At 72.2% G+C, this 23,974-nt stretch carries 26 protein-coding genes; 10 read left to right on the top strand and 16 right to left on the bottom strand.

Going from position 1 to position 23,974, the window contains the following annotated elements:
- Positions 1-37: 37 nt before the first annotated feature.
- Positions 38-835, bottom strand: a complete 798-nt coding sequence (locus tag LZ495_RS26580; RefSeq protein WP_235055420.1) for an SGNH/GDSL hydrolase family protein — start codon at positions 833-835, stop codon at positions 38-40.
- On the bottom strand, positions 822-1,391 hold the full coding sequence (locus LZ495_RS26575; RefSeq protein ID WP_235055419.1) for a PadR family transcriptional regulator: 570 nt from the start codon (positions 1,389-1,391) through the stop codon (positions 822-824). Before LZ495_RS26575 ends, LZ495_RS26580 begins: the two co-directional genes overlap by 14 nt.
- 164 nt (positions 1,392-1,555) lie before the next feature.
- Between LZ495_RS26575 and LZ495_RS26570 the strand changes: the two genes are divergently transcribed.
- The gene (locus LZ495_RS26570; RefSeq protein WP_235055512.1) at positions 1,556-2,035 is read left to right on the top strand and encodes a nuclear transport factor 2 family protein; all 480 of its coding nucleotides are present in this window, start codon (positions 1,556-1,558) and stop codon (positions 2,033-2,035) included.
- 89 nt (positions 2,036-2,124) lie between these two features.
- Here LZ495_RS26570 and LZ495_RS26565 read toward each other — a convergent pair whose 3' ends face one another.
- Positions 2,125-2,913 carry a nucleotidyltransferase domain-containing protein gene (locus LZ495_RS26565; protein WP_235055418.1) on the bottom strand — a complete coding sequence of 263 codons (789 nt, stop codon included), beginning with the start codon at positions 2,911-2,913 and terminating at the stop codon, positions 2,125-2,127.
- Positions 2,914-3,143: 230 nt separating this feature from the next.
- Here LZ495_RS26565 and LZ495_RS26560 point away from each other — a divergent pair, with 230 nt between their 5' ends.
- Positions 3,144-4,364: an epoxide hydrolase family protein gene (locus tag LZ495_RS26560; protein ID WP_235055417.1), complete on the top strand. Its 1,221-nt coding sequence runs from the start codon at positions 3,144-3,146 to the stop codon at positions 4,362-4,364.
- 14 nt (positions 4,365-4,378) lie between these two features.
- Here LZ495_RS26560 and LZ495_RS26555 read toward each other — a convergent pair whose 3' ends face one another.
- From LZ495_RS26555 to LZ495_RS26540, 4 genes are all read right to left on the bottom strand, one after another.
- Positions 4,379-4,963 (bottom strand): SMI1/KNR4 family protein, encoded by a 585-nt coding sequence (locus LZ495_RS26555; protein WP_235055416.1) that lies wholly within the window; start codon positions 4,961-4,963, stop codon positions 4,379-4,381.
- A 90-nt stretch (positions 4,964-5,053) separates the two neighbouring features.
- Entirely contained in the window at positions 5,054-5,425 is a 372-nt protein-coding gene (locus tag LZ495_RS26550) for a DUF4180 domain-containing protein (protein WP_235055415.1), read from the bottom strand.
- Between the two features lie 179 nt (positions 5,426-5,604).
- Positions 5,605-6,552, bottom strand: coding sequence for a methylenetetrahydrofolate reductase (locus LZ495_RS26545; protein ID WP_235055414.1), 948 nt, complete (start codon positions 6,550-6,552; stop codon positions 5,605-5,607).
- A gap of 124 nt (positions 6,553-6,676) precedes the next feature.
- Positions 6,677-6,904, bottom strand: a complete 228-nt coding sequence (locus LZ495_RS26540) for a hypothetical protein (RefSeq protein ID WP_235055413.1) — start codon at positions 6,902-6,904, stop codon at positions 6,677-6,679.
- A gap of 421 nt (positions 6,905-7,325) precedes the next feature.
- Between LZ495_RS26540 and LZ495_RS26535 the strand changes: the two genes are divergently transcribed.
- Positions 7,326-8,351: a hypothetical protein gene (locus LZ495_RS26535; protein ID WP_235055412.1), complete on the top strand. Its 1,026-nt coding sequence runs from the start codon at positions 7,326-7,328 to the stop codon at positions 8,349-8,351.
- A gap of 124 nt (positions 8,352-8,475) precedes the next feature.
- Here LZ495_RS26535 and LZ495_RS26530 read toward each other — a convergent pair whose 3' ends face one another.
- The 5 genes from LZ495_RS26530 to LZ495_RS26510 all read right to left on the bottom strand — a co-directional run bounded on the left by LZ495_RS26530 (position 8,476) and on the right by LZ495_RS26510 (position 12,552).
- On the bottom strand, positions 8,476-9,234 hold the full coding sequence (locus tag LZ495_RS26530; protein WP_235055411.1) for a hypothetical protein: 759 nt from the start codon (positions 9,232-9,234) through the stop codon (positions 8,476-8,478).
- Positions 9,231-10,130, bottom strand: a complete 900-nt coding sequence (locus tag LZ495_RS26525; protein ID WP_235055410.1) for a nucleotidyltransferase domain-containing protein — start codon at positions 10,128-10,130, stop codon at positions 9,231-9,233. The genes LZ495_RS26530 and LZ495_RS26525 overlap by 4 nt, the downstream gene beginning before the upstream one ends.
- Before the next feature lie 51 nt (positions 10,131-10,181).
- Complete coding sequence (locus LZ495_RS26520; protein ID WP_235055409.1) at positions 10,182-10,901, bottom strand: CYTH domain-containing protein; 720 nt, start codon at positions 10,899-10,901, stop codon at positions 10,182-10,184.
- A gap of 143 nt (positions 10,902-11,044) precedes the next feature.
- A complete protein-coding gene (locus tag LZ495_RS26515) occupies positions 11,045-11,953 on the bottom strand; it encodes an NAD(P)-dependent oxidoreductase (RefSeq protein WP_235055408.1) in 909 nt (302 codons plus the stop codon).
- Positions 11,953-12,552 (bottom strand): TetR/AcrR family transcriptional regulator, encoded by a 600-nt coding sequence (locus LZ495_RS26510; protein ID WP_235055407.1) that lies wholly within the window; start codon positions 12,550-12,552, stop codon positions 11,953-11,955. Before LZ495_RS26510 ends, LZ495_RS26515 begins: the two co-directional genes overlap by 1 nt.
- Before the next feature lie 573 nt (positions 12,553-13,125).
- Here LZ495_RS26510 and aspS point away from each other — a divergent pair.
- The gene (gene aspS, locus LZ495_RS26505) at positions 13,126-14,493 is read left to right on the top strand and encodes an aspartate--tRNA(Asn) ligase (protein WP_235055406.1); all 1,368 of its coding nucleotides are present in this window, start codon (positions 13,126-13,128) and stop codon (positions 14,491-14,493) included.
- 270 nt (positions 14,494-14,763) lie between these two features.
- Here the strand turns inward: aspS and LZ495_RS26500 are convergent, their stop codons facing one another.
- Entirely contained in the window at positions 14,764-15,285 is a 522-nt protein-coding gene (locus tag LZ495_RS26500; protein WP_235055405.1) for a hypothetical protein, read from the bottom strand.
- A gap of 192 nt (positions 15,286-15,477) precedes the next feature.
- Between LZ495_RS26500 and LZ495_RS26495 the strand changes: the two genes are divergently transcribed.
- Entirely contained in the window at positions 15,478-16,284 is an 807-nt protein-coding gene (locus tag LZ495_RS26495; protein WP_235055404.1) for a cytidylate kinase family protein, read from the top strand.
- Here the strand turns inward: LZ495_RS26495 and LZ495_RS26490 are convergent.
- A complete protein-coding gene (locus LZ495_RS26490; protein ID WP_235055403.1) occupies positions 16,268-17,302 on the bottom strand; it encodes a LysR family transcriptional regulator in 1,035 nt (344 codons plus the stop codon). The two genes, LZ495_RS26495 and LZ495_RS26490, sit on opposite strands and share 17 nt — an antisense overlap.
- Before the next feature lie 71 nt (positions 17,303-17,373).
- Here LZ495_RS26490 and LZ495_RS26485 point away from each other — a divergent pair, with 71 nt between their 5' ends.
- A complete protein-coding gene (locus LZ495_RS26485; protein ID WP_235055402.1) occupies positions 17,374-18,498 on the top strand; it encodes a dihydrodipicolinate synthase family protein in 1,125 nt (374 codons plus the stop codon).
- Between the two features lie 98 nt (positions 18,499-18,596).
- Positions 18,597-19,652, top strand: coding sequence for a sigma factor-like helix-turn-helix DNA-binding protein (locus tag LZ495_RS44575; protein WP_284701868.1), 1,056 nt, complete (start codon positions 18,597-18,599; stop codon positions 19,650-19,652).
- Positions 19,653-19,812: 160 nt separating this feature from the next.
- On the opposite strand, the gene LZ495_RS26475 is transcribed toward LZ495_RS44575, so the two are convergent.
- Positions 19,813-20,109 carry a hypothetical protein gene (locus tag LZ495_RS26475; protein WP_235055401.1) on the bottom strand — a complete coding sequence of 99 codons (297 nt, stop codon included), beginning with the start codon at positions 20,107-20,109 and terminating at the stop codon, positions 19,813-19,815.
- Between the two features lie 393 nt (positions 20,110-20,502).
- Between LZ495_RS26475 and LZ495_RS26470 the strand changes: the two genes are divergently transcribed.
- Positions 20,503-21,006 carry a hypothetical protein gene (locus tag LZ495_RS26470; RefSeq protein WP_235055400.1) on the top strand — a complete coding sequence of 168 codons (504 nt, stop codon included), beginning with the start codon at positions 20,503-20,505 and terminating at the stop codon, positions 21,004-21,006.
- Between the two features lie 66 nt (positions 21,007-21,072).
- Here LZ495_RS26470 and LZ495_RS26465 read toward each other — a convergent pair whose 3' ends face one another.
- Positions 21,073-21,903, bottom strand: a complete 831-nt coding sequence (locus LZ495_RS26465) for a metallophosphoesterase (RefSeq protein ID WP_235055399.1) — start codon at positions 21,901-21,903, stop codon at positions 21,073-21,075.
- Between the two features lie 345 nt (positions 21,904-22,248).
- Here LZ495_RS26465 and LZ495_RS26460 point away from each other — a divergent pair, with 345 nt between their 5' ends.
- Together LZ495_RS26460 and LZ495_RS26455 are read left to right on the top strand one after the other, a co-directional pair.
- Positions 22,249-22,671, top strand: a complete 423-nt coding sequence (locus tag LZ495_RS26460) for a MarR family winged helix-turn-helix transcriptional regulator (RefSeq protein WP_235055511.1) — start codon at positions 22,249-22,251, stop codon at positions 22,669-22,671.
- 100 nt (positions 22,672-22,771) lie between these two features.
- A complete protein-coding gene (locus LZ495_RS26455) occupies positions 22,772-23,866 on the top strand; it encodes an NAD(P)/FAD-dependent oxidoreductase (protein ID WP_235055398.1) in 1,095 nt (364 codons plus the stop codon).
- Positions 23,867-23,974 lie beyond the last annotated feature (108 nt).

The following is a 23,974-nucleotide window of genomic DNA, read 5'->3' as shown; positions in this document are numbered from 1 at the left end:
GGCTGGTTCGGCGCGGGTCCGCGTCCCGGCCCTTCGCCTATGCCGCCTCGGGCATCGGGGCCACCGGCAGGAGTGCCGGGCGCTTCGCGGTGCGGCCGTCGCCGGAGGAGCGGCCGCGCAGGCGGCGGCCGAGCCAGGGGCCGAGGAACGAGGCAGCCCAGCGGACTTCGGCGGCGCCGGCGCGCCAGCCGGTCGGGAACGGGGTGGCCGGCGGCGGCAGCGGGCGCGTCCATGCGTCGGAGCTGCCGGGCAGCCGCAGGGCGTCGGCCAATGCGGCCGCGATGAGTTCGTGGCCGAGGGGGCTGGCGTGCAGCCGGTCGGCGCTCCACAGCCGCGGGTCGGCGGTGATCGACGGGGAGCCGGTGTCGGCGACGGTGACGCCGTGCCGGGCGGCGGCCTCGCGTATCCGCTCGTTGAGCGCGGCGCAGCGCGGGCTGAGGCGCCGGGCGAGCGGCGTGATGTTCGCCGGGTCCGGGAAGGTCACGGTGACGACGTGCGCGCCCTGCGCTGTGAGCGCGGCGAACATCGCCTCCAGGTGCCCGGCGACCTGGTCGGCGTCGAAGCCGGGGCGCAGCAGGTCGTTCACGCCGGCCGCGACGCTGGCCAGGTCGGGGCGCAGCGCCAGGGCCGCGTCGAGCTGCCCTTCGCGGACCTGGCCGGCCAGGCGTCCGCGTACGGCGAGGTTGGCGTACTGCAGGCCGGGGCTGTGCGCGGCGAGGTGCTCCGCGAGGCGGTCGGCGAAGCCGCGCAGGCCGGTGGTGTCGTCCCCGTCGCCGAGTCCTTCGGTCTGGCTGTCGCCGAGGGCGACGTAGCGGAGGTATTCAGTCGCGGGCATGGTTCTTCTGCCTTTCCCTGAGGATCGCTGCGCAGTGTTGGGCCCAGTCCCGGTTGGCCTGTTCGTAGGCGAGGCCGCGGAGGCAGGTGAGGTAGGGGCCGATGCGGGTGCTGTGCTGCAGGAATTCCGCCTCGGTGCGGTCGCCGCGGATCCGGTCGAGGAGGCCGCCGAAGAGCTCGACCTTGGCGGCGGCGTAGGCGGCGCGTTCGTCGAGGCGGGCGATGACCTCGTCGGCGGCGACGAGGTCGCAGGCCTGGACCTGGACGAGGAGGTCCTCGCGCAGGAACGTGGGCTTGGCGGTGGTGGCGGCGAAGCGCTGGAGTTCGCCGATGCCGGTGTCGGTGACTTTGAACATGCGCTTGTTGGGGCGGGTGTCCTGGACGACCTCGCGTCCGCTGACGAGTCCGTCGGCTTCGAGGCGGGCGAGTTCGGCGTAGACCTGCTGGGGGAGTGCGTGCCAGAAGTTCGCGACGCCCGCGTCGAAGTTCTTGGCGAGCTGGTAGCCGCTGAGTTCGGCGTCGAGCAGGGCGGCCAGGACGGCGTGCCGCAGGGCCATCGGGATGGTGCCCCTCTCCGTTGTGCGCTTGCGGGGTGACGGTGGCCGGGGTGTGTCGGGTGGCGCGGTGGGCGTGGTGGGCGCGGTGGCTCTGTTGCGGTGCGACGCGGTCATGATACTCAAGGATCTGACTATTCTGATCCGTGAGTATGGAGGCGATGGAGATGGCCCGCGCCGAGCAGTTCCGCGCTGCAGTCGACCAGCACGACCTGGCCGCCCTGGAGAAGCTGTTCACCGAGGACGTCCGGCTCTACAGCCCGGTGAAGTTCACCCCGTTCGAGGGGCGGGCGGCGGTGCTGGGGCTGTTCGGCGTGCTGCTGCGCACGTTCGAGGGCTTCCACTACATCGGCGAGCTCGAGGGGGACGTGGAGCCGACGTCGCGCCCGTCCGCGGAGGCCCCGGACACCTCGGGCGCGTCAGGCGCGTCTGGTGAGTCGGGCGAGTCGGGCGAGAACGGCGTCCCGTCCGCGGTGCTGATCTTCCGCGCGACGGTCGGCGGGCGGGAGATCCACGGCATGGACCTGCTGCAGTTCGACGAGGCCGGCCTGATCAGCGAGGTGACGGTCATGCTGCGCCCGCTGTCCGCGGTGCAGACCGTGGGAGAGGCCGTGCTGAGGGGGCTGGCGGCAGACGGGCTCGCCTGACGGGTGCTCCGTGGCCGACGCGTTGACCGGCCCTTGCCACCGGGGTGCCCGGCTCGACGGTCACCCCGCCGATCGGCTCGACTATCGGCTCAGGCGCGCGAAAGCCGGGCGCGGACGAGCAGGTCGTGCAGGGCGTCGTGTCCGGACGGCCGTGCCGGCAGCGCCGATACGGCCTGCGCAGCGTCGAGTGCCGCATGCAGCCGGACGATGTCGGTGCCAGCGACGGTCGGGGCGACCAGCCCGTGGGCGCTTCCGTGCTCGGCTTCGCGCTTGGCCGCCACGAGGTCGGGGACGTACGCGGGTGCTTCGGCAGGGCAGATCGCGGCGAGAGCGGGGAGGTCGGCGACGACTTCCCCGCTGCGCATGAGGTAAATGCCGGTGAGCAGGACGCGGAAGGGGTACAGCAGCGGCTTCAGCTCGCCGGTCCGCTCGTACAGGCGGGTCTGCGTTCGCGCAAAGCCGGCGTAGTGGTGCGCGTGATGGCGGGTCACGAGGCCGGGGGCCAGCTCCACCAGTTCGGCGTGTGCGGGGATGGTGTGCACGACGAGTGGTGAGAGGAGCTGTTCGAGGACGTACCCGTTGCGGCGGAGAAGCAGGCGGACGAACTTCCCGAGGTCGTGGGTGACCAGGTCGTTCTCGACGCCGGCCGGGTCCCCGTCGGGTGCGTCCGCGGTCCAGATGCGCACGCGGGTCTGCTCGCCTTCGCGCAGCCCGACCAGCTCGGACAGCGGCAGCAGGTGCGCTCCGCGCAGGTCGATGTCGGAGTCGCGGGAGGGGAACCCGTACAGGTGCGCGCCGGACACCGTTGCGAAGACGAGTGGATCGGGCTGTGCGGCGGCGATCCCGGCGAGGGCTTCGCGGTCGAGGTCCAGCGGCACGGCGGTCTCCGGGGTCGGGACATGCGTCGGGGCATGTGTCGGGGTGTGGGAGGAGTCTGCCGGAGGGTGGCGTGTCCGGCTGAGGTGGGGCTTCGAGACCGACGTGGGCTTTCGGGGCAGCGACACCGTGGCTGGCTCGCTCCCTGGCCCCATCGCCGGCGGAGCACGCGGGCTCGAAGGTCCCGGGGCTTTGGGGTGCTTCCGGTGGGTACGGCCTACCATGCGTACCCATGATCGACATCGCGAGCGGAGCGCACGGACGCCCGACAGCCCTGCGTCCGTTCCGGCTCGAGGTGCCGCAGGCCGACCTCGACGACCTGCACGACCGCCTCGACCGCACGCGCTGGCCGGACGAGTTGCCCGGTGTGGGCTGGGCGTACGGCATCCCGCTCGCCTACGTACGCGAACTCGCGCACTACTGGCGGCACACCTACGACTGGCGCGCCGCCGAAGCACAACTCAATGCGTGGCCGCAGTTCATCACCACCATCGACGGCGCCACCGTGCACTTCGCACACCTGCGCGCCCCTGAGCCGGACGCCACCCCGCTGCTCATGGCGCACGGCTGGCCCGGCTCGTTCGCCGAGTTCGCGGCCGTCGCCGGGCCGCTGACCGATCCGCGGGCGCACGGCGGCGATCCGGCCGACGCGTTCCACCTGGTGCTGCCCAGCATCCCGGGGTTCGGACTGTCCGGGCCGACTCGCGAGACGGGGTGGGAGTTCAAGCGCGTCGCGGCCGCGTTCCACGAGCTCATGGCGCGGCTCGGCTACGCCCGGTACGGCGTGCAGGGCGGCGACTGGGGTGCGGCGATCACCCGCGAGATGGGGCGTACGCACCCCGACCGGGTCGTCGGCGTCCACCTCAACCTCCTGCCTGGTGCCGCCGCGGCCGCCGAGCCGACCGATGCCGAACTCGCCGCCCTGTCCCCGGCCGAACGCGACCGCACGCGCGCATCCTGGGAACGCATGCGCGCCTGGACCCGCGACAAGCAGGGCTACGCCGACATCCAGGCCACCCGCCCCCAGACCCTCGCGTACGGCCTCACCGACTCGCCGGTCGGGCAACTGGCCTGGATCGCCGAGAAGTTCAAGGAATGGACGGATTCGCGCGACCGGCCCGAGGACGCGGTCGACCGCGACCACATGCTCACCAACGTGATGCTCTACTGGCTGACCGGCACCGCGGGATCCTCCGCCCGCATCTACTACGAACGCGCGCACGCCGACTACTGGGGACAGCCGCCGGAGCCGTCCACCGCCCCGACCGCGCTCGCAGCCTTCGCGCACGACAACTTCATCCCGCTGCGCCACATCGCCGACCGCACCGACCACATCGTGCAGTGGACGGAGTACCCGGACGGCGGCCACTTCGCAGCGATGGAGCAGCCGGACGTCCTGGTCGCCGACATCCGCCGCTTCTTCCGCAACCTGCGGACGCGCCCAGCAAGCTGACGGCAGACCGACGCTCACAGGCGGCGAGGCGCGTCCGGCCAGCGCTCGAAGGCGAGGCCGGGGCCGCCCTCGGCCTTGTCGTCGTACCAGCCACGGCCGGCAAACCAGGTCTCCAACCACTCCGCGAGGCTGCCCGCGTCAAGGAACCACGCCGCGGATACGTCCTCGCCGGTGATCGCGTTCGGCTCGAAGAGCAGCACGGTGCCTCCGCCACTGCGGCAGTCCACGCACGCGGACATCGCACAGCCCCAGTCGAGCACCGGCACGACTCCCTCGGGCCACCGCCACCACGTGTCGGCCGGATCCCGAGGAATGCTGTTCAGGTACTGCCCTACGACAGACGGTTCCGGCACCCGTTTGCGTCCCTCGGACACGGGAAGCCCCTGCTCCGGACCACCGAAGAGCGGCATCAGCCCGCCCGCCGGGCCGAACCCGCCGTTGCCGACCGTGCGATAGAGCGCGGCAAGCAGCGGGTGCACCGGGAAGCCCAGGTCCTGTTCGACCTCAGCCAGTTCCGCAGCCGAGACCGGGGGACGCAGACCGCGTCTCCGCGCGGACGCCGCCGCCACTCGACGGATCAGGTCCTCGTCGTCGGTCACGGATGCAGCATCCCGTCCGCGTCCGACAATCCGGCGCGCGGCCGAGGGACGCGGACGGTGACGCTCAGGCGGGAGGTTCAGGCGGAGAGTTCACGAAGCCGGGGCGAGGCGGGTGCGGAGTGCGTCGAGGTCCGGGAGGAACCACAGGTGGCTGCCCCGGTTGCTCTCCCATACGAAGTCGCGCAGCGCGCCGCTCTCGGCGGTGCGCGCGCTGATGTCGCCGATGACCGCCAGGCCGAGCCGGTAGTTGGCGAACTTCTGCACGATGTCCCCGGCGACCCGCGTGTGCAGGGCGAAGAACTCATCCCCGAAACGCCCTGCCGGCACCGCGACCCACTGGGCCTCGCGGCCGAACGCGTCGCCGATCAGGTCCATCGCATCACGCTCGCTCCGTACCGGCGCACCGTCGGACGCGCAGACGAGAACGGCGGTGTCGTGGACGACTTCGAGCGTGTCGGTCATGCGCGGTGTGCTCCTCGGCGGGGGTGATCTTCGGAGTCTAGGCACGAGGACCCACGCCGCCACCTCATTTTCGGCGGGCGGCGCTCACTGCCGTCCACCGACCGGCCGAGTCTTCGCTGCGAGCCGCCCGCCTATGTCGACAGCGGCTCCGTACGCGGCGGCGCGGCAGCGCGGGGATCTCACCGCAGATGTACGCGCGGGGCGAATTCCGTGCGGTCGAGCTCGGTCCGGAGCCGGGCGGCCAGGTCGACCGCCGCCTCGATCTCCTCGCGGCGGATGGACACGCTCTCGATGTTGAGTCCGAACGGCACGTCGAGCCGTCGGCAGAAGGCCATCAGCTCGCGGGCGGCCGCCAGCGCATGCTCGAACGAGGCCTCGAGCGTGTCGGCGGCGTACTGGAGTTCGTTGTGGATCCAGCGGGGCACATCCACGCCGAGCCACCTCAGGAACTCGAGCGTCTTCATCGACCCGCAGACCGAGAACGTGAACACGATCGGGACGGGCGCCACATCACGCGCGGCGCACTCGTAGCGGTAGTCCGACACCAGGTCCTTGGCGGCGTTGACGTCGTAGACGACCTGGGTGACGAAGTAGGAGCAGCCGGTCTCCTGCTTCGCGAGCAGACGCAGGTGCTCCGTACCCGTGCGCCTGTGCCGCTCCGGGATCGCGACGCCGCCGAGCAGGACGTCGGGCCTGAGTTCGGCGCGCAGCGACTGGGCGCGCGGCAGCGTGGTGGCGACCGGCGTCTCCCGCGACGCCGCGCCCACGAAGACCGAGAGGGCCTGGTTTGGCTGCTCGGTGAGCCAGCTTCGGAAGTCGCTCTCGTCGTACTTGCCGACCGCCCGGTAGACCACGACCGGCAGGTCGAGCTCCCCGAAGTGCCGGGCGAGGTACTCGGCGGGGTCCATCGTCGGAGTGAACGGGAACGGCCGCTCGGCCGGGTTCCGGTCGCTCTCGTCGTCGATGTCGTAGAGCACGAGCCCGTCGGGCTCCAGCCCTTCGAGCCGCTTGCGGGTGATGTCGGCGATCTCCTGAGCCCGCGCGGGGGTGGTCGTCTGCCTCGGCGGCGTCACCGCGAAGAACAGAAACTCGCCTACGCGGTCACGGATGCGCTGCTGGAGGTTCACGGCAGCGACCCTAACCGGTCGGCGCTCGTTCCAGCGTGATCCGAACGCAGCCGCGGCCGCAGCGACAGCCCGGACGCGCGGGCTTCAGGTGGGTGTCGCCCGGCCCCTCGACTCCGGCATCAGGCTAGAGAAGCCGCCAGCGGCGGTACACGGTCGCCATGGCGCCCGCAGGACGCTCCCGGTCACCCGACGCACGCTCGACCACGACCCCGCCGTCTGCGGCCCACAACCGGTCCCCGGCGTTCAGGAACAACGGCCGCTCCAACTCGAACACCGAGCACCCAGACTCGAATTCGATCCTGTTCAGCAGCAACATCCTCGGGGCCGTCACGCCTTCACCGGTCAGTATCACGCCCCCATACTCCCGCAGCGATCGGACAGGTTCCCGAGCGTGCCGGCCGAACCGATGATCGCGACCTGGGGTAGAGCACAGGCTGATGGCGATCCGTTGCCTCGACGTCGAGAGCGGCAGCGGCTGCGTACGCGGCAGCGCGGCTGCGCGCCGCTTCACCGCAGATACGCGCGCGGCGCGAACTCCGTCCAGTCGAGACGTTTGAAGGTGTCGGCCGGAGAGTGGACCGCGCACGACTGGGCGGGCGGGCGATCCAGCGGCACGGGCTGGAGATCCGTGAGGCGTACCGCTTTTGCTTCTGTCCCGAGGGGCACCGCCCGCGGTCGGGCTGATCGTTAGGCTGGCGGCCCAACCGGCCGTACTGGCGTGTGATGACCACCATGGTGCGCGCCGGCTGCGGTCTGCGGTCGAGGGGGCTTGGATGGCGTGGTGGTGGGAAGACGACCCGGCTTACCAGGCGGTCGTGCGGGCATTCGTGGACGGAGACCCAGAGGATCATGCGGGCGGGCCGCTCGACGTCCGCGCCGTAGTGGCGATGCTCTCTCGGGAGTCCAAGGACGCGTTCGCCTACGACGACATCCCGTGGGACCGCTTCCCTTGCGGCCCCGAGACCCGGGACAACGTGGCGCGGCTGCGTTCCGCCGACGCCAATGTCGTGTACGGCGCCCTGCGCGGTGTGCACGGGGAACTGGCCAACAGCGCCTGGTCGGTGGCGGCACTTGCCGTGCCGTTCCTCCTCCGTGTGGCGGCCGACCCCGACGGTCATCACCGCGCCTACGCGCTGGAGCTGGCGGCGGGCATCGTGCAGTGGACGCCGGGCCCTGGCCGGTGCACTCGCGAAACACTGCTGCGTGTCGGTGACGGCGGTTGGCGGTACGAGCCGAGCGCCTACGTTGGGACCTGGGGGATCGAGGCCGCGCGTGATGCCGTCGCTGCGGACGCCGACCTCGTCATGGCTCTGCTGGACGACCCCGACCCTGAGGTGCGCGCCGCAGCCGCCTACGCAGGCGTGGTCGCGTCCGGGCGTATCGACGACATCCGCGATGCCCTGCACACGCGTTTTCGCGACGAAGCCGACCCCGCAGTGCGCGCGGGCCTGGTGCTCGCACTCGCGCAACTGGCGTACGTGGACCCGGCTCCTGAACACGAGGCATGGACCCAGGCCTTGTGGGCCGATCCCGCGATGCCGCCCGCGGTCCGGGTGAGCGCTGCGCTGGGATGGCTGTGCCTGACCGATGCGCCGGTCCCGGACGACCTGCGCGCCGTACTGGATGCGTGCGCGACCGGTGAGACGGCACAGCTGATGAAGTCGCTGCCGTGGATGCGCGCCGTCGACTACGACGGCGACACGGCACTCCAGCGATGCGTCCTCGGGTTGCTCCACCCCGACCAGGCCGCCAAACCGGTGATGGACGACCCCTGGGGGCGGCCTCCGGCATTCGCCTGAGCGATTCCTCTGGGAATGCTGCAACGGGCAACTGACACGGCCGTGCCGCTTCACCCCTCAGCGCCCAAGTTCGGCGTACTACGGAGAGGTGCCTGTCACTTCGCCGATCACGCCGACCGAGTCCTTATGGGGCGGTGGCGGGTGGGCGCATCAAGTGGAGGTCTTCGCCCCAGGCGTCGAGGACGGCGGCGTGGCCGGCCTTGCGGGCGCGGGGCTCGACCTGGGCGAAGAGTGCGCGCTGGTCGGTGGGGTCGCAGGTCGTGGCGATGCGGGTGAGTGCGGCGGTGAGGGCGGGCGTGTCCCAGTCGGGTAGCGGGTATCGGGCGAGTTCCCATTCCAGGTACTTGTTGTACGGCCGCGGGCGGCGGTCCATTGCGAACAGCAGTTCCAGGAGGAAGCCGATGCTGTCGACGGCGTCGAGCCGGGCGGCGAGCGGGAGTCCGTCCCGGGCGTTCTTCAGGCTGCGGTAGTGCGCATTGGCGTACGCGTCGAGCCAGGACGCCGATGCGGTGGTGGCTTCGTCGGCGTCCAGTTGCGCCTTGGCGGCAACGATGCGGGAGATCTCGCCGTCGAGCCGGTCCAGGACGACGCGGGCGCGTGCCAGGGCGTAGCGCTCGAAGCCGGGCATGCCGAGCGCGCGGAACTCGGCGAGGGTGACGACAACGAGGTCGAGTGCGGGGCTGCGGAGGCCTCCGGACCAGGCGGGGGCAGGGTCCGAGTCGGCGAGGATCGCGTACACGTCGTGGTCGGAGTGCGGGCCTGCCATGCCGTCGTGGGCGTGGGAGCCCTTGAGGACGATGCCGACCACGGCCGGGTCGGCGACGGCGCGGGTCACGAACGCCTCGTAGGTGAGGGGTACGGGGGAGACGGGGGACGTGGTCATCGGTTGGTGTCTTCCTCGGTGCGGTGACCGTCGTCCTGATCGCCGTCCTGACCCTGGGCTTGGTCCTGGTCCTGGCCGTGGGCTTGGGCCTGGCGGTGCGTGGTGTGGTCGGACGCCGGGGTGGTGAGCGCGTCGATGGCCGGGCCGAGGAATGCGCGGGTGAGTTCGGCGCGGCGGGTGAGCCATTCAGGCGTCGGGGCCTGGGGCTGCTCGGACGCGGCGTCGGCGTAGCGGCGTGTACGGATGTCGCGGACGACGTCCGCGGGAGCGTCCAATCGGGTGAGGACGTCCAGGGCTTCGGCTTTGGTGATCAGCGTGTCGTCGCGGAGGGTCGCGGACGCACGGGCCAGGGTCAGCAGCCCGAGGTCGACCCAGACGTCGCGCAGCCAGCGTTCGGGATGGTCCAGTGCGGGACGCCAGAAGCCGGTCAGGTCGGCGGTCACGAACGCGGCGAGTTCCTTGCGGGATACGGCCGGGACGAGGGCGTCGGGCGGCGTTCCGTGGAGGACGAGGCCGAAGCTGTGGAGTTCGCGCCGGGTCACCGGGGTGACGGGCCGGTGCATCAGTTCCTCGTGGGCCCAGGTCAGGTGCGCACGGGCCGGGTCGGCGGCCTCCGTGGTGGCGAGGTAGCTGCAGTGCAGTTTCGCGGCCAGGGGCGTGGCGGCTGCCAGGTGTTCGTGTACGCCTGCGATCCCGGCTTCGTCGGCCGCGGTGCACGGCCGGTCCAGCACGGCGATGAGGTCGAGGTCGCTGACGCCCGGACGGTAGTCGCCACCGGCGAGTGAGCCATGTGCCCAGAGCGCGGCGACGGGCAGTTCGCGGCGGATGCCGGCGAGGAAGGCGTCCAGGAGGGAACGGGTGGCCGGGTCGATGCTCGTACTCGCGGTCGTGGTCATCGGGACAACAGTGTGGACCACAGGGGCCGGGCCCGGGTGCCGTCGGGGGAGTCAGCTGCTCGCGTGGCGGATGCCGAATTGCGCCAGAAGGACGCGAAGTTCGGCAGCCGACGTGTGGGCCAGGCGCCCGCCGGTGAACCTGCGGTCCGCGGTGACCTCCGCGACCGCAGCCGGCGGCGGGCCGCAGGAGCGGGCCTCCGCGTCGGTAGTGAACTCGGCTTCGGCCAGGACCAGGCCGTCCAGCGGCCCGCCGAACACGTCCACCCCGAACGGCGGAACGCTGTGGCGCGTCTTGACCAGGACCGCGGCGGGAAGCACCGCGAGCGCCTCGTACTCGGCGCGGGAGAGGTAGAGGGACGAGATGAGGCCTTGGACGGCCTGGTGGTCTGCGGCGCAGAGCCTGTTGGCGTCAGTGCCTTCGTGGGGTTCGGGGATGACGTTGTCGGCGGTGGCGACAGCGTTGTCGGCGCCGTACGGGTGGCCGGTGTGGTCGAGGCCGAGGTCGCCAGGTACGTCGAGGTCGCCAGGTACGCCGGACTGGCCGGGTGCGTGAGGCGCGTCTGGCAACCGGGGGATCTTCTGGGTGAGCTTGTAGACGCACTCGCCGGTCGCGGCGTTCTCGCTTCGCCGAAGCCGCAAGCGCGTCCCGGGCACGTACCGGTCGGTGATCCGGCGGGTGACCGTCACCGCGGCAGGCGGGGGCGGCCCGGGGAGGAGGAATCTGCGCTCGCGTTCGATCAGCGCGTACTTGCCGGGCCGGAGTTCGTGCATGCTTCCCCGTTCGTGGCCGTAGGGACGTCCAACGTCACGCGATCGCGGTGCCGACCGCGGAACGCCCGTTCCCCCAGCGTGGACGAACCGACCGCACCGGGGGAACGGGCAGGAGCGCAGCGCCGAGCCCGCGCTCACCGCCGTCAGTGCTGCGAAGGCTCCACGGCAGGGAGGCCCGCGAAGTACGTGGCGGCCATGTCGTCGTCGGCGTGGCCCTGGGCCGCGGCGCGGCGGAAGCGGTCCCCTGCCGCGGTGGCCAGGTCGACGGGTACGCCGGCTTCGGCGGCGGCCTCGGCGATGAGCCGGGTGTCCTTTTCGGCGTTGCGGACGGAGAAGCTCGGCGCGTAGTCGCCGCCGAGGATCGCGCCCATCTTGGCCTGCACGTACGGGCTGTCCATCGGTCCGCCGCTGACCGCGCGGGCGAACAGGGAGAGGTCGATGCCCAGGCCCGCGGCGAGTGCGAGGGACTCGGCCAGCACCGAGGTGAGCGTGACGGCGAAGCCGACGGTGGCGAGCTTGAGGCGGGTGGCGGCCCCGGTGGTGCCGACCCACACGGTGTCGCTGCCGACGGCGTCGAAGACCGCGGCCAGGCGTGGGTCGGTGCGGGCGGGTTCGGGGCCGGATGCGAGGACGACGAGCGTTCCGGCTTCGGCGGGTTGGCGGGTGCCCTGGACCGGGGCGTCGGCGAAGAGCAGGTGATGGGTGTCCGCGAGGTCGGCGAGGCGGTCCAGCGCGGTGGTGCCGACGGTGCTCATCTGGGCCCAGGCCTGGCCTGCGCGCAGGGCGGGTGCAGCGGCGGTGATCGCGGCGTGGACGGCGTCGCCGTCGCTGAGCATGGTGACGATGACATCGGCTCCGGCGACCGCTTCGGCCGGGTCGGCGGCGGCTGTTGCGCCGTCCGCCTCGAGCAGCAACGCCTTGCCCGGGGTGCGGTTCCACACGCGTACGGTGTGGCCGGCCCTGACGAGGTTGCGGGCCATGCCGGAGCCCATGATGCCGGTGCCCAGTACAGCGACGGTCAGATGGGCGGTCAGGTGTGCGGGCGTGGCCATCAAGACGTCCTATCGTGAACGGGCAGTACAGAAAGAGTGAGGGCGACGACTGAGGCCAGGCGCCGCCGGTCCGCGCCGGCTTTGCCCTGGACGCGCAGTCCCTGGACGGTGGTGACGATCAGGTCGGCGTACGCGGTCAGGTCGGTGTCGGCGGGGAGTTCGCCCTGGTCGCGGGCGCGGCGCAGGGCGGCGGTGACCGCGTCGGCGAGGGCGTCGAGGGCGGTGCCGACGATGCGGCCCGCGGTCGGGTCGCGGGGGGCGCGTTCGACGGCGGTGTTGGTGATGAGGCAGCCGCGCCGTTCGGGGTCGTCGACGGTCTCGTCGACCATGCCGAGCAGCAGGTCGCGGAGGAGTTCGCGGATCGGGGCGGGGCGCTGCAGGACGCCGGTGTTGACGGTGGCGGCCTGCGCCGCGTAGCGGGCGAGGGCGGCTTCGTACAGGCCGTCCTTGCTGCCGAAGGCGGCGTACAGCGATCCGCGGCCGATGCCGGTGGCGTCGACGAGGTCCTGGATGGACGTCGCTTCGTAGCCTTTCCGCCAGAAGACGTGCATCGCCTGGTCGACCGCGGCTGCGGTGTCGAACTCCCTGGTGCGTGCCATGAGGGAACCCTATCTCGATTATGGAACGATCAGTCAAGATCGAGTCGGGGCGCGTCGAAGCCTCGTGGAGTCGGCGTGGGACGGGACCGGAGGTGGGCTGGAGGTGGGCTGGAGGTGGGGTTGGAGGTAGGCCGGAGGCGGGCGTGCGGGTGGCATCCGGGCGGCGTCGGGTCGACGTCGGGCGGGTTTGGGGCCGGGTGTGCCGGGATGTGCAGCCGCCGTGCGCGGCGCGGATTTTCTGGTTGCCGAGCGCGGCGGCGTGCGCATAGCCTCCCGGGCAACGCGTCGACGGAGACAAGTAGTCACCGGATCGGGCAGGTACGAGAGAGCCGCCGGAAGCTGGAAAGGCGGACCTGTCCCCGGTGGTGAAGACCCTCCCGAGTGCGGGGAGGAACGGCCGCGCCCACACAGGGGCAGCGGCCCGAATGCCCCGCCGGCCGGCCCCCGTGACCGGGCCTGTCGAGGCCGCCGCCGTCGTCATGACGGAGGTGGTGAAAGTGCGGTGGCACCGCGAGTTCCCTTCTCGCCCGCACTCCCAAGGGATCACCACCGCACACTCGACAGAGGTTCGTGATGATCTCCAAGCCGACTACCCCTTCCGCGGCCCCTTCCGCAGCCCCGCCTGCGGGTTCGCCTGCGGTCCCGCGCGTCCTGGCCGCGGAACTCCCGCAGCACGTCGGCCGCCACGTCACCCTGCAGGGCTGGCTGCACCGCAGGCGCGCGCTGAAGACGGCCACCTTCCTCGTGCTGCGCGACCGTTCCGGGCTGTCCCAGACCGTCGTCACCGACCCCCGGACCGCCGCGGCCGTGGCCGGGTTCCCCGAGGAGACCGTCCTGCAGGTCGAGGGCCTCGCGACCGCGAGCACGCAGGCGCCCGGCGGGGTGGAGGTGACGTCCCCGACGGTCACCGCGCTGTCCGGGCCCGCCGCACCCGGGCCGTTCGACCTGTACCGGCCCGACGTCCCCGCCGCGCTGCCGACGATCCTCGACCACGCGCCGGTCGCGCTGCGCCATCCCAGGCTGCGCGCCCCGCACCTGGTCTCGGCGGCATCGGTGGCCGGGTTCCGGGCGGCGCTGGACGAACTGGCGTTCACCGAGGTCCACACGCCGAAGGTGGTCGGCACCGCCACGGAGTCCGGCGCGGAGGTGTTCTCCGTCGACTGGTTCGGCAGCCCCGCGTACCTGGCGCAGTCGCCGCAGTTCTTCAAGCAGTCGATGGTCGGCGTGTTCGAGCGGGTGTACGAGACCGGGCCGGTGTTCCGGGCCGAACCGCACGACACCGCACGCCATCTCGCGCAGTACACCTCGCTCGACGCCGAACTCGGCTTCATCGCCGACCACCGCGACGTCATGGCCGTCGTCCGGCACGTCCTGGCCGGGATGACCGCATCCGTACGCACCCGGGCCGGCGAGGCGTGCGCACTGCTGGACGTCGAACTCCCCGACGTCCCGGCGCACATCCCCGAGATCCACTTCGCCGACGCGCAAGAGCTGATCGCCGCGCACACCGACGAGGACCCGCGCGGCGAACCCGACCTCGCCCCCGCGCACGAGCGCTGGCTGTCCGCGTGGGCGGTACGCGAGCACGGCAGCGAGTTCCTGTTCGTCACCGGCTACCCGATGGCCAAGCGGCCCTTCTACACCCACCCCCAACCCGGCCGCCCGGAGTACTCCAACAGCTTCGACCTGCTGTTCCGCGGCCTCGAACTGGTCACCGGCGGCCAGCGCCTGCACCGCCACGACGACTACCTCGCGGCGCTCGCCGCCCGCGGCCTGTCGCCGGAGCCGTACGAGGGCTACCTGGCGGCGTTCCGGCACGGCATGCCCCCGCACGGCGGGTTCGCGCTGGGGCTGGAGCGCTGGACAGCCCGGCTGATCGGCGCCGACAACATCCGCCGCACGGCGCTGTTCCCGCGCGACATCCACCGGCTGAGCCCGTGAGCGGGCGGAGATGGGGAGCGGGTAAGGCGGCGCGTGGGGCTCTCGCGGACTGTGACTTCTCGGCTCGGTGACTCAGCGGCGGTGCGATTCCGTGCCTGTGCGGCCACCCGGCGGTGTGGGCTTCCGGGTCCCTGCGGGCGTCGGGGCATCAGGAGCACCGCAGGCCTGAAGGTCCACAGCGCGTCGCGTCCGTGAGCTGCTGATCGGCGTTCGCCACATGCGTCGGCCAGGTGCGTTTGCTGCGTGCGCGGGTTCCGCCTCCGGCAGGAGTCAGGGGCGGACCCCGCGCACGTGGCCGGCCGAGAAGTGGAGTTCGTGGGGCAGGCAGCAGTCCGAGCACAAGGTCGCGACGAGCGTGCCGCACGCGGCGCAGGCCTGGTTCATGCCGCCGTACGGCGTCGCCCCGCAGCAGGCCGCCGACACATGGCGCAGTTCCAGGCCGCGCGCGTCGGCGGGATCCACCACGATGTTGCCGCGCGGCCCCCGCGACACCAGCATCTGTCCCTGCCCGTCCGACATAGGCCCGTGGCGCGGCATCACTTCGACGCCGGGCGTCGCGGAGACGACCAGAGGAGCGCCGTACGGCTCGGTCTCCACGGCGTAGCGGCCGGCCGAGATCGTGGCGGGCGACGGGCCGGGGTGCTCGGCGTTCCACCATTCGTAGTAGGGCGGTTCGGGGACTGCGGGCAGCGGTGCGAGCGGGGCGGTGAGCACGGAGTCGCAGGCTGCGCAGACGAAGACCACCGCCTCGGCGTCGCCGTCGTCTTGGTGGGTCTGCTGCCGGTCGCCCATGCGGACCACCGTACGAGGCGTACGCCCGGACGTGTGCGTCGGCCTGGCCGTGCGTGTCCGGCTTCCGTCCGGCCGCAACGCCGCAGTGCGCTTGCGGGCGCTGCATGTGCGCGCTCTGATGTATCGACTCGATATATCGGATCGATATAACATGCCGAGCAAGCGAATGGCAGGCAGGCGGACGGAGGCGCGATGGGGACGGGCACACGCGGCGAACTGCTGGAGCTCTTGGCGGACTCGGTGGCCGCGATCGCGCATCCCCACCCGACGCGCGTCGGCATCGACGGCCCTCCGGCGGCCGGCAAGACGACCCTTGCCGACGAACTCGGCGATGTACTGCGGGCGCGCGGCCGCTTCGTCGTCCGTGCGCAGATCGAGGACTTCCTGCTCCCCGAGGCCATCCGCTTCCGGCGCGGCAAGGACGACCCCGAAGGGTGCTTCCACGACAGCTTCGACTTCGACGGTCTCCACCGGTCACTCCTCGGACCGCTGGGGGCGGGCGGCGACCGGAAGTTCCGGTGCGCGGTCTACGACCGGTACGCCGACGCGGCCGTCGCGGAGCCCCTGCGTACGGCGCCGCCGGATGCGGTCCTGCTCTTCGACGGCGTCTTCCTCATGCGCCCCGAACTGATCGACGCCTGGGACCTGCGGGTCTTCCTGTCCGTCCCGTTCGAGACGACGCTGGCCCGCGCGCGGGTGCGCGACACGAACGCGTCCCGGCCCGCGGCGGAGGTCGAGCGGCGCTACCGCAGCCGGTACATCCGTTCACAGCAGTACTACCTCGACACGATCGGCCCGGTCGGGCTTGCAGACGTGGTCGTACGCAACGCGGTGCCGAACCGGCCGGAGTGGACGGTACGGACGCCGCCCCGCGCGGCGGCTGGGACGTCCGGGCGCGCAGGCGTCGGCACCGGGACTGGCAGCGGCACCGGCGCAGGCGCAGGCGCGGGAGCCGACGCCTGCGCCTGCGCCCGAGCCGAGGTCAGCCGAGCGGAGTGAGCGCCGGCGGTGCCGTGGCGCGCAGCGCTTCGGCGAACGCCCGGATCGCCGGGTGCCGTCCGGCACCCGCGCGGTAGGCCACCTGGGTCTCGCGGGCCAGCGGGAGGCGGGTCAGCCGGGTCCGGCGTACGGTCTCCGCCGGAGTGTGCGCGATGCCCAACTCGGGGACGAGCGCCACGCCCAGGCCGGCCGCGACCATGCTGAGCACGGCCGCGAAGTCGTCGACGTGGTGGCGGGCTTGCGGGGTGAACCCGGCCGCCTCGCAGGCCCGGACGGTCATCGTGTGGCAGAGCGTGCCGGGGGTGGCCAGGATCCAGGCGGCGTCGCGGCAGGCGGCGAGGGGCGATTCGGACGCCCCTGCGGGCGTTTCTGCAGGTGCCTCGACTGATGCCTCTGCGGATCTTCTGGACGCGTGTGCGTACGCCGATGCGGATGCGGAGGTGGTAGCGGTGTCGCCGGCGCCGGCGTCGGCGCCGGCCGACGCGGAGTCAGGTTCGGCAAGGTGAAGCGCCTCGGTGAACAACGCGCGCGACTGCACGCCCGGGACGCTGATCCGCGGTGCGAAGTCGTAGCGGTGCAGGAGTGCGACGTCCAGTTCGCCGGCGCGCAGCCGGTCCGCGGCCTCGACCGGGTCGAGTTCGGCGACGCGCGGTTCGAGCGCGGGATGCTCCGCGGCCAGCCGGGCCAGCGCGTCGGGCAGCAGGGACCGCGCGCCCGAGGAGAACGTACCGATGCGCAGCGGCCCGGCCGGGGCTCCTCGGCGGGCGGCGAGGTCGGTCTCGGCTTCTTCGAGGCGGGCCAGGACGGCTTCGGCGTGGGCGGCGAGTGCCGCGCCCGCGGGGGTGAGGGCGACGCTGCGCCCGGTGCGCTCGAGGAGCGGCAGCCCGGCTTCGCGTTCCAGAGCGGACAGTTGCTGGGACACCGCCGAAGGGGTGAAGGCGAGTGCGTCCGCGACGGCGGCGATGGTGCCGCGGTGGGCGAGTTCGCGCAGCAGGCGCAGGCGGCGTACGTCGAGCATCAGTCCAGCTTATGCCCAGGTGTACGAAAGCGAACTGGACCTACCGGGTCGGAGCGGGCGACGCTCGTGCCATGACCTCAGAGAACTCGGCCGGCGCCGAACCCCCCGCGTACGGATCCTCCGGGCATGTACGGCACCGCGGCGACGCGGGGCAGGTGCCGCGCGGCATCCACGTCCCGCTCGTCACTCCGTTCGACGCGGACGGCAGCCGGGTGGACGTCGAGGCGCTGGAGCAGCTTGCGTTCGCGATGGCCGACGCGGGCGCAGCAGGCCTCGTCGCGCTGGGGACGACCGCCGAGTCGGCGAGCCTCGACGCCGCCGAGCGGCGCGCGGTCGTCGGCGTGTGCGCGCGGGTGGCTCGCGAGCGAGGCATCGGTCTGACGGTGGGGCTGGGCACGAACGACACGCGCAAGGCGGCGGAAGAGCTTGCCGCGCTGCCGGACCTGGTTGCCGCGGGAACGGGTGCGGGCGGGCGTCCGGGTAGTGGCGGTGGCGGGACGGTGGCCGCGCTGGTCCCCGTCCCGTACTTCACGCGGCCCACGGAGGCGGGCGTCGTCGCGCACTTTGCGCACCTGGCGGCGGGGAGTCCGGTGCCGCTGGTGGTGTACCACGTCCCCTATCGCACGGGCCGGGCGCTGTCGTCGGCGACGCTGCGTGCGCTGGCGGCCATCCCCGGGGTCGCGGGGATCAAGCACTCGCCGGGCGGGATCGACCAGGACACCGTCGAGCTTCTCGCGGCACCGGAGTTGGACGCGCGGTCCGGGGCGTCCGGGGCGTCCGGCGCAGCGGGCTCGGGCGGCTCGGGCGGCGGCTCCGGGTTCCGGGTGTTCGCGGGGGACGACACCGTTTGCTCGCCGCTGCTCGCGCTCGGCGCGGCGGGCGGGATCCTGGCGTCGGCGCACGTTGCCACCGGGGTGTTCGTGGAGCTGACCGCGGCGTGGCGGCGCGGGGACGTCGCGCGCGGGCGGGAGCTGGGGCATCGCCTGGTGGGGCTGTCGGCGGCGCTGTTCGCAGAGCCGAACCCGGTCGTGATCAAGGGCGTTCTGCACGCCCTCGGCCGCATCCCGAGCGCGGCGGTACGGCTGCCGCTGCTGCCGGCCTCGGCAGGCGCGGTCGAACGCGCGCTCGCGGAACTGGCCGCGGTGGAGGCTGCCGACGCGGCGCCTGTGCGGGAGGACGCCCCGGCCGTGTGCTGACGTGTCCGCGAAGTGGCGTCGTGGGGAAGGGGCGGGCTTGGTCACGTCCGCCACCCGGTGTCCGTCATTGATATGACGGAGGATCCGGACGGAGGTGCGTGAGCACGGTGGACGACAAATACCTGGCGGCCCGCTTCGACGCGGAGCACGAACGCCTGCGCGGGGTCGCGCGCCGCGTGCTCGGCGACTGCGGCGAGGAGGAGGTGGACGAGGCGCTGGCGAAAGCGCGCCAACGCCTCGTCGCCCCTTGCTCTGACGCCGTCCCCGCCCTCGACAGCGCGGGCGGGTGGCTAACCGCGGTCGTCGGGCGCATATGCCTCGATGCGCTGCGTACGAGGGACACGAAGCGTACGGAGGACCCGGCGGCTCCGGTCACCTCAGGCGCGTCTGGCACTTCGGCCTCCTCAGTCAGGTCGACCGCCTCGACGGCCTTGACCGGCTCGACAGGCTCGACGCCGTTGACCGCCTCTGCCACCCCGCCTGCGTCGCCCGCCGAGTTTCCTCCGGTCGACTTGATCGGCACCGTCGCCGACCCGGGCGAACAGGCCCTGCTCGCCGACGCGATCGGGCGCGCCCTGGTCGGGGCACTCGAGGCGCTCGGGCCGGCCGAGCGCCTGGCGTTCGTCCTGCACGATGTCTTCGCTCTGCCGTTCGACGACGTCGCGGCGGACACGGGCACCACAGCGGCGTCCGCGCGGGAACTCGCCGGCCGTGCACGCCGGAACCTCCGCTCGACCGCCCCCGATCCGACCGCCCCGGACCCCGATGGCCCGGTTCGGGACGGCGACGGGTCCCCCTCCCGGCACCGCGCCCTCATCGCCGCCTTCCAGGCAGCGGCCCGCCGTGCCGACGTCCCGGCGCTGCAGAAACTCCTGGACCCGGACGCCGTGTTGCGTGCCGACCTCGCAACGCTCGAATCCGGCGGTCTCGGCGTCGTACGCGGAGCCCGGGCCGTCGCCGAGGCATGCGCGCTTCGGGTGGCAGCGTCCCGTCCGGCCACGGTCGACGGCGCCGAGGTGCTGGTCTGGTCCCCGGACGGACGCCCGCGGGCCGTATACCGCTTCACGTTCGCCGGGGACCGCATCACGGCGATCGACCTGCACGCCGACCCGGAGCACTTGGCCGCGGTACTGGCGGTCCCGCCCCCGCCGTGATGGCGCGAGTCAGCAGGAAAGCCGCGTGACCACGGCGTCCCCGTCCTGCGCGGCTACGCGGCTACGGTGAGGAACTTCCGGAGGGCGTCGAAGTTCCTGACCGCCTGCTCGCCCCATGGCGAGCCGGCCAAGCCGCGCCGGCCATGGGCTCTCCCGGGAGTCAGGCGTCTCCGCTCACCCAGGGTTCGGTGGGCTGCGGCCAGCCGTTCGGGACACGCTCGCCGCTCACGAAGTCGGTGACGAACCGGCGTAGCGAGACGTCCATATCGACGACCTGCCCCCACTGCCGGAAGTCGACCGCGACCGACCACTCGGAGGCTTCTCCAGAGCAGAGGTAGAGGCCGTCTCCGTCGTAGTTGTGGTAGCCCCAGGGCACCAGGCTTGCTACTCCGCCGTCGATGTTTCCGGGTGGGTGGTCGCCGAACACTTGGCGCAGACCGGCGGTCTGCTCCTCCATCCAGCTGAGCAACGGCGGGCAGCCTTGGGGATGCGGTACGTGCAGGTAGCCTCCCAGGATCCCGTCGCCGTATCCGCTCGCGAGGTCTTTGTAATCCTGAGGGAGGGCCTGGCCCAGTTGTTGCTCGATGTGCTCCCAGACCTCAACGCCCGGTCCGGTTCGGCGGGGCGCACCGAATAGGGGGAACAGCCAGTCGGCTTCCAAGCGGGCCTCCGCGGTAGCCGCCGTGGTGGTGGCCGAGTCCAGGGTGGACTGGGATGTCGAGGAGCGCCGGTCGCTGACCGGTCACATCCATTGGCACAAGAGGTGGCAGGCCTGAGCTGCCGGGCCTGAGGGCTGAGCCACTGTAGTCCGGTCGGAGCATCAGCGCGGTAGTCGTGGGGGAAGCGAAGCGTGGACGAACGTGTGGCACTCAGCCTGATCCGGATGGCGGCTGCGGACATGCTGCCCGCGGTGGGCTGGGGGCAGCCGCCCGATGCGCAACTCGTCCGACTCGGCGTCGACGCGCTCTGTGCGGGGGTGGATTCCCCCTCGCTCGCGCAGTTGGCGGGGCTCGGGCGGAACGAGTACGGCGAGGCGCGGGACTTGTTCGTGTGCGTCCTGGACGAGCTGGGGCTGGTCCCGCTGACCGGGGACACGCTGGCGGATGCGCGCTGGATCGTGGCGCGGTGGTGGATCGGTGAGATCGCGGCCGGGCGTCTCGAGCCGCTTGAGGGGGCCATGCTGATCGGGTTCCAGGTGGCCACCGAGTTGGGCCACCCGGCTGCGCTGGAGCCCTTCTTCGACGCAGCCATGGCCGCCACCGACCCCGATCACGATTCCTCGTCGTCGAGCGCCAAGGCGGACATCGCGGGCAGGGTCGTGCGGGCGGCGCGGGAGTTCGTGGCGGCGGGCTGAACCCGGCCGGGAGCAAACAGCCGCGGCCCACCACGGCGCGCGGTGGCCGCGGTCTTCGGCGGCAGGTCAGAAGTGGCCGGTGGGGGCGGTCGTATGGCTCACGGCGACCGTGTGGGTGACGCAGCTGCTGCGGGACGGGTCGTCCGGGGTCGGGGTGCGGTCCGCGACAAGGTGCAGTAGGAACGCGGTGGGTTCGTGGACGTAGCCGATGGGGTGCTCGTCGCACATCGCCAGGTCGGTCTGGCGGTAGGTACTGGGGGCGATGGCCACGGTGGTGCCGGCGAAGGCCGCGGTGATGGGCCGGTGGACGTGGCCGGCGAGGATGCGCGCGGTGTGCGGGTGGCGGGCGATGGTCGCGGCGAGGGCGTCGGCGTCCTGCGGGGCCACCCGCATGCCGTCCAGGAACGGGATGCCGACCGGGACCGGCGGATGGTGCAGGCAGACCAGGGCGGGGCGGTCGGTGTGCCGGGCCAGGGTGGCGTCGAGCCAGGCGAGTTGCCCGGCGTCCAGGCTGCCGCTCTGCGGGTCGGGGGCGCTGCGGGAGGAGTCGAGGACGATGACCGTGACGCCCGGGTGGACGGCTGCGTAGTTCGTGGCGTTCCCGTCGGCGAGGAAGCGCGTACCGCCGAACGTGTCGAGCAGGGCCTTGTGGTTGTCGTGGTTGCCGGCCGCGAGGTGGACGGGCAGCGGGTAGCCGCGCAGGAGTTCGGCGAGCACCGGGTAGCCGTCGGGGCGGCCGCGGTCGACGAGGTCGCCGGTGATCACGACGCAGGCGGGGCGCGGGCGCAGGGACAGGACGCGGCCGAGGGCGCGGTGCAGGCCGGCGGCGGGCTCGCCGGCCAGGGGTCCGGTGACGAGGTGCGGGTCGCTGAGGTGGGCAACGGACGTGTTCGTCATGGGTGGTGCCTGCCCCGGCGCCGGGCGCGCTGCCCTCGCGGCCGCGCAGCTTCGGCGGTTGTCCGCTGTCGGCGCAAGCGGAACGGACACGTCAGTCCGCCCACCGGCACGCCGTCCCCCCGGGGGAGGCCGTACGTAGGCGCGCCGCATTGAAGTGCGGTGTACGCGCGGGCAAGCCTGCCGGGCCACGGCGTGCGTTCTGGTCGGGGCTGCGGACGGCCGACCCGCCGTCGCTCGGCGGCCTGCGCATCTTGCGTAGTTCGTGCCGCGAATTACCGAAGATTCCGGTGTTAGCCTGGCCGCGTGGCTAAGTATGAGGATGGCCCGGTCGGGCTTGTGGCGGCGATGGTGCGCTCGACGTTCCTGGTGAATGCCGCGTATGCGGACGCGGCTCGCGAGCACGGCTTGACGCCGCAGCAGGGGCAGTTGCTGTGCGTCCTGATGGCGCAGCCGTACGGCATGGGCGAGTTGGGCGCGATGCTCGGGCTGGCCAAGTCGAGCATGACCGGCCTGGTGGATCGCACCGAGCGCAATGGCCTGGTCAGGCGGGAGCCGGACGCGCGAGACACACGCGCCGTACGTGTCGCGCTCACCGAGGAGGGGGGCCGGCTCGCCGACGACTTCTACGCCGACGCCTGCCGACGGATCGAGAACCTGGCTGCCGGGCTGCCGCCCGCCGACAAGGACGCACTCGCGGGGCTGCTGGGCCGCGTCGTGGCGGACAACGAGGCTCCGGAGGTGTTCACGGAGTCGACCGGCGGGGAGTGACGCCGCGTTTCCCCATCCGCAAACGGGATTGCAGTTCGTAGTACGAACTACTATGGTTCGTACTACGAACTTCAATTTCGTTTCTCGGGAGCGTTTCATCATGAGCCGTACTGTCGTGATCGTCGGTGGAGGCTACGGCGGAGCCGCGGTCGCCAAGGCGCTGGAGTCCGAGGCGGACGTCGTCCTCGTCGATCCGCGCGACGCGTTCGTCAACGCGGCCGGGTCGCTGCGCGCGGTCACCCGGCCCGACTGGGCGAACAACATGTTCTTCCCGTTCGAGACCCTGCTGGCCCGCGGAAGGCTGGTGCGCGACCGCGCGGCCTCGGTGGACCCGGACGGCATCACGCTGGCTTCCGGCGGCCGCGTCGACGCCGACTACATCGTCCTCGCCACCGGCTCCGACTACGCCTACCCGGCCAAGCCCGTGTCGACCTCGGCCGCGGAGGCCATGGACGACCTTCGTGCGACGCACAAGGAACTCCGGCAGGCCGACCGCGTACTGGTCCTCGGCGCGGGCCCGGTCGGGCTGGAGCTGGCCGGAGAGATCAAGGAGGTCTGGCCGGACAAGCACGTGACGGTCGTCGACCCCGCCGGGGAACTCCTTCCCGGTTTCGCGCCGGACGTGGTCGCGGACCTGCACGACCAACTCGACGCACTGGGTGTCGACGTACGCCTGGGCACGGCTCTGACGGCCGCACCCGGGACCGAGCCGGGCCACGCCGGCGTGTTCACCGTCACCACCGCCTCCGGGGACGCCATCGAGGCCGACATCTGGTTCCGGGCCTACGGCACGACCACCAACAGCAGCTACCTCGCCGACGGCGCGCTGACCACGCTGACACCGCAGGGCCGCGTGCCGGTCACCGCATCCCTCAACGTGCAGGGGTACGAGCACGTCTACGCGGTCGGCGACCTCACCGACGTCCCCGAGGCCAAAATGGCGGGCTACGCGATGCAGCACGCCGAAGTGGTCGCCGCCAACATCGCCGCGCAGCTCAAGGGCGAGCAGCCCGCCGCCACGTACCGACCGCTGGCCTTCCCCATGATCCTGCTGCCCCTCGGTACTACCGGCGGCGTCGGCCAGCTCCCTTCTCCCGAAGGGCCGTTCACGGCACCGACGGCCATGGTCTCGGAGTTCAAGGGCGCCGACCTGTTCACCGCACGCTTCATCGGCCAGTTCGGCCCGACGGCCTGAGACGGCCTTAGGCCCGGACGACCCGACCGGAAGGAGACGATGCTGTAAACCCGCTTGCGCCGCAGCGGCCTGTGCCCAAGTGGGTGCGGGTCGCCTTGCGGGTCGACC

It is taken from the genome of Yinghuangia soli, assembly GCF_021502675.1.
In the GTDB taxonomy this organism is placed as follows: Bacteria; Actinomycetota; Actinomycetes; order Streptomycetales; family Streptomycetaceae; genus Yinghuangia; species Yinghuangia soli.
Note: the sequence above shows the minus strand (reverse complement) of the source record. Positions and strands in the feature narration are given on the sequence as shown.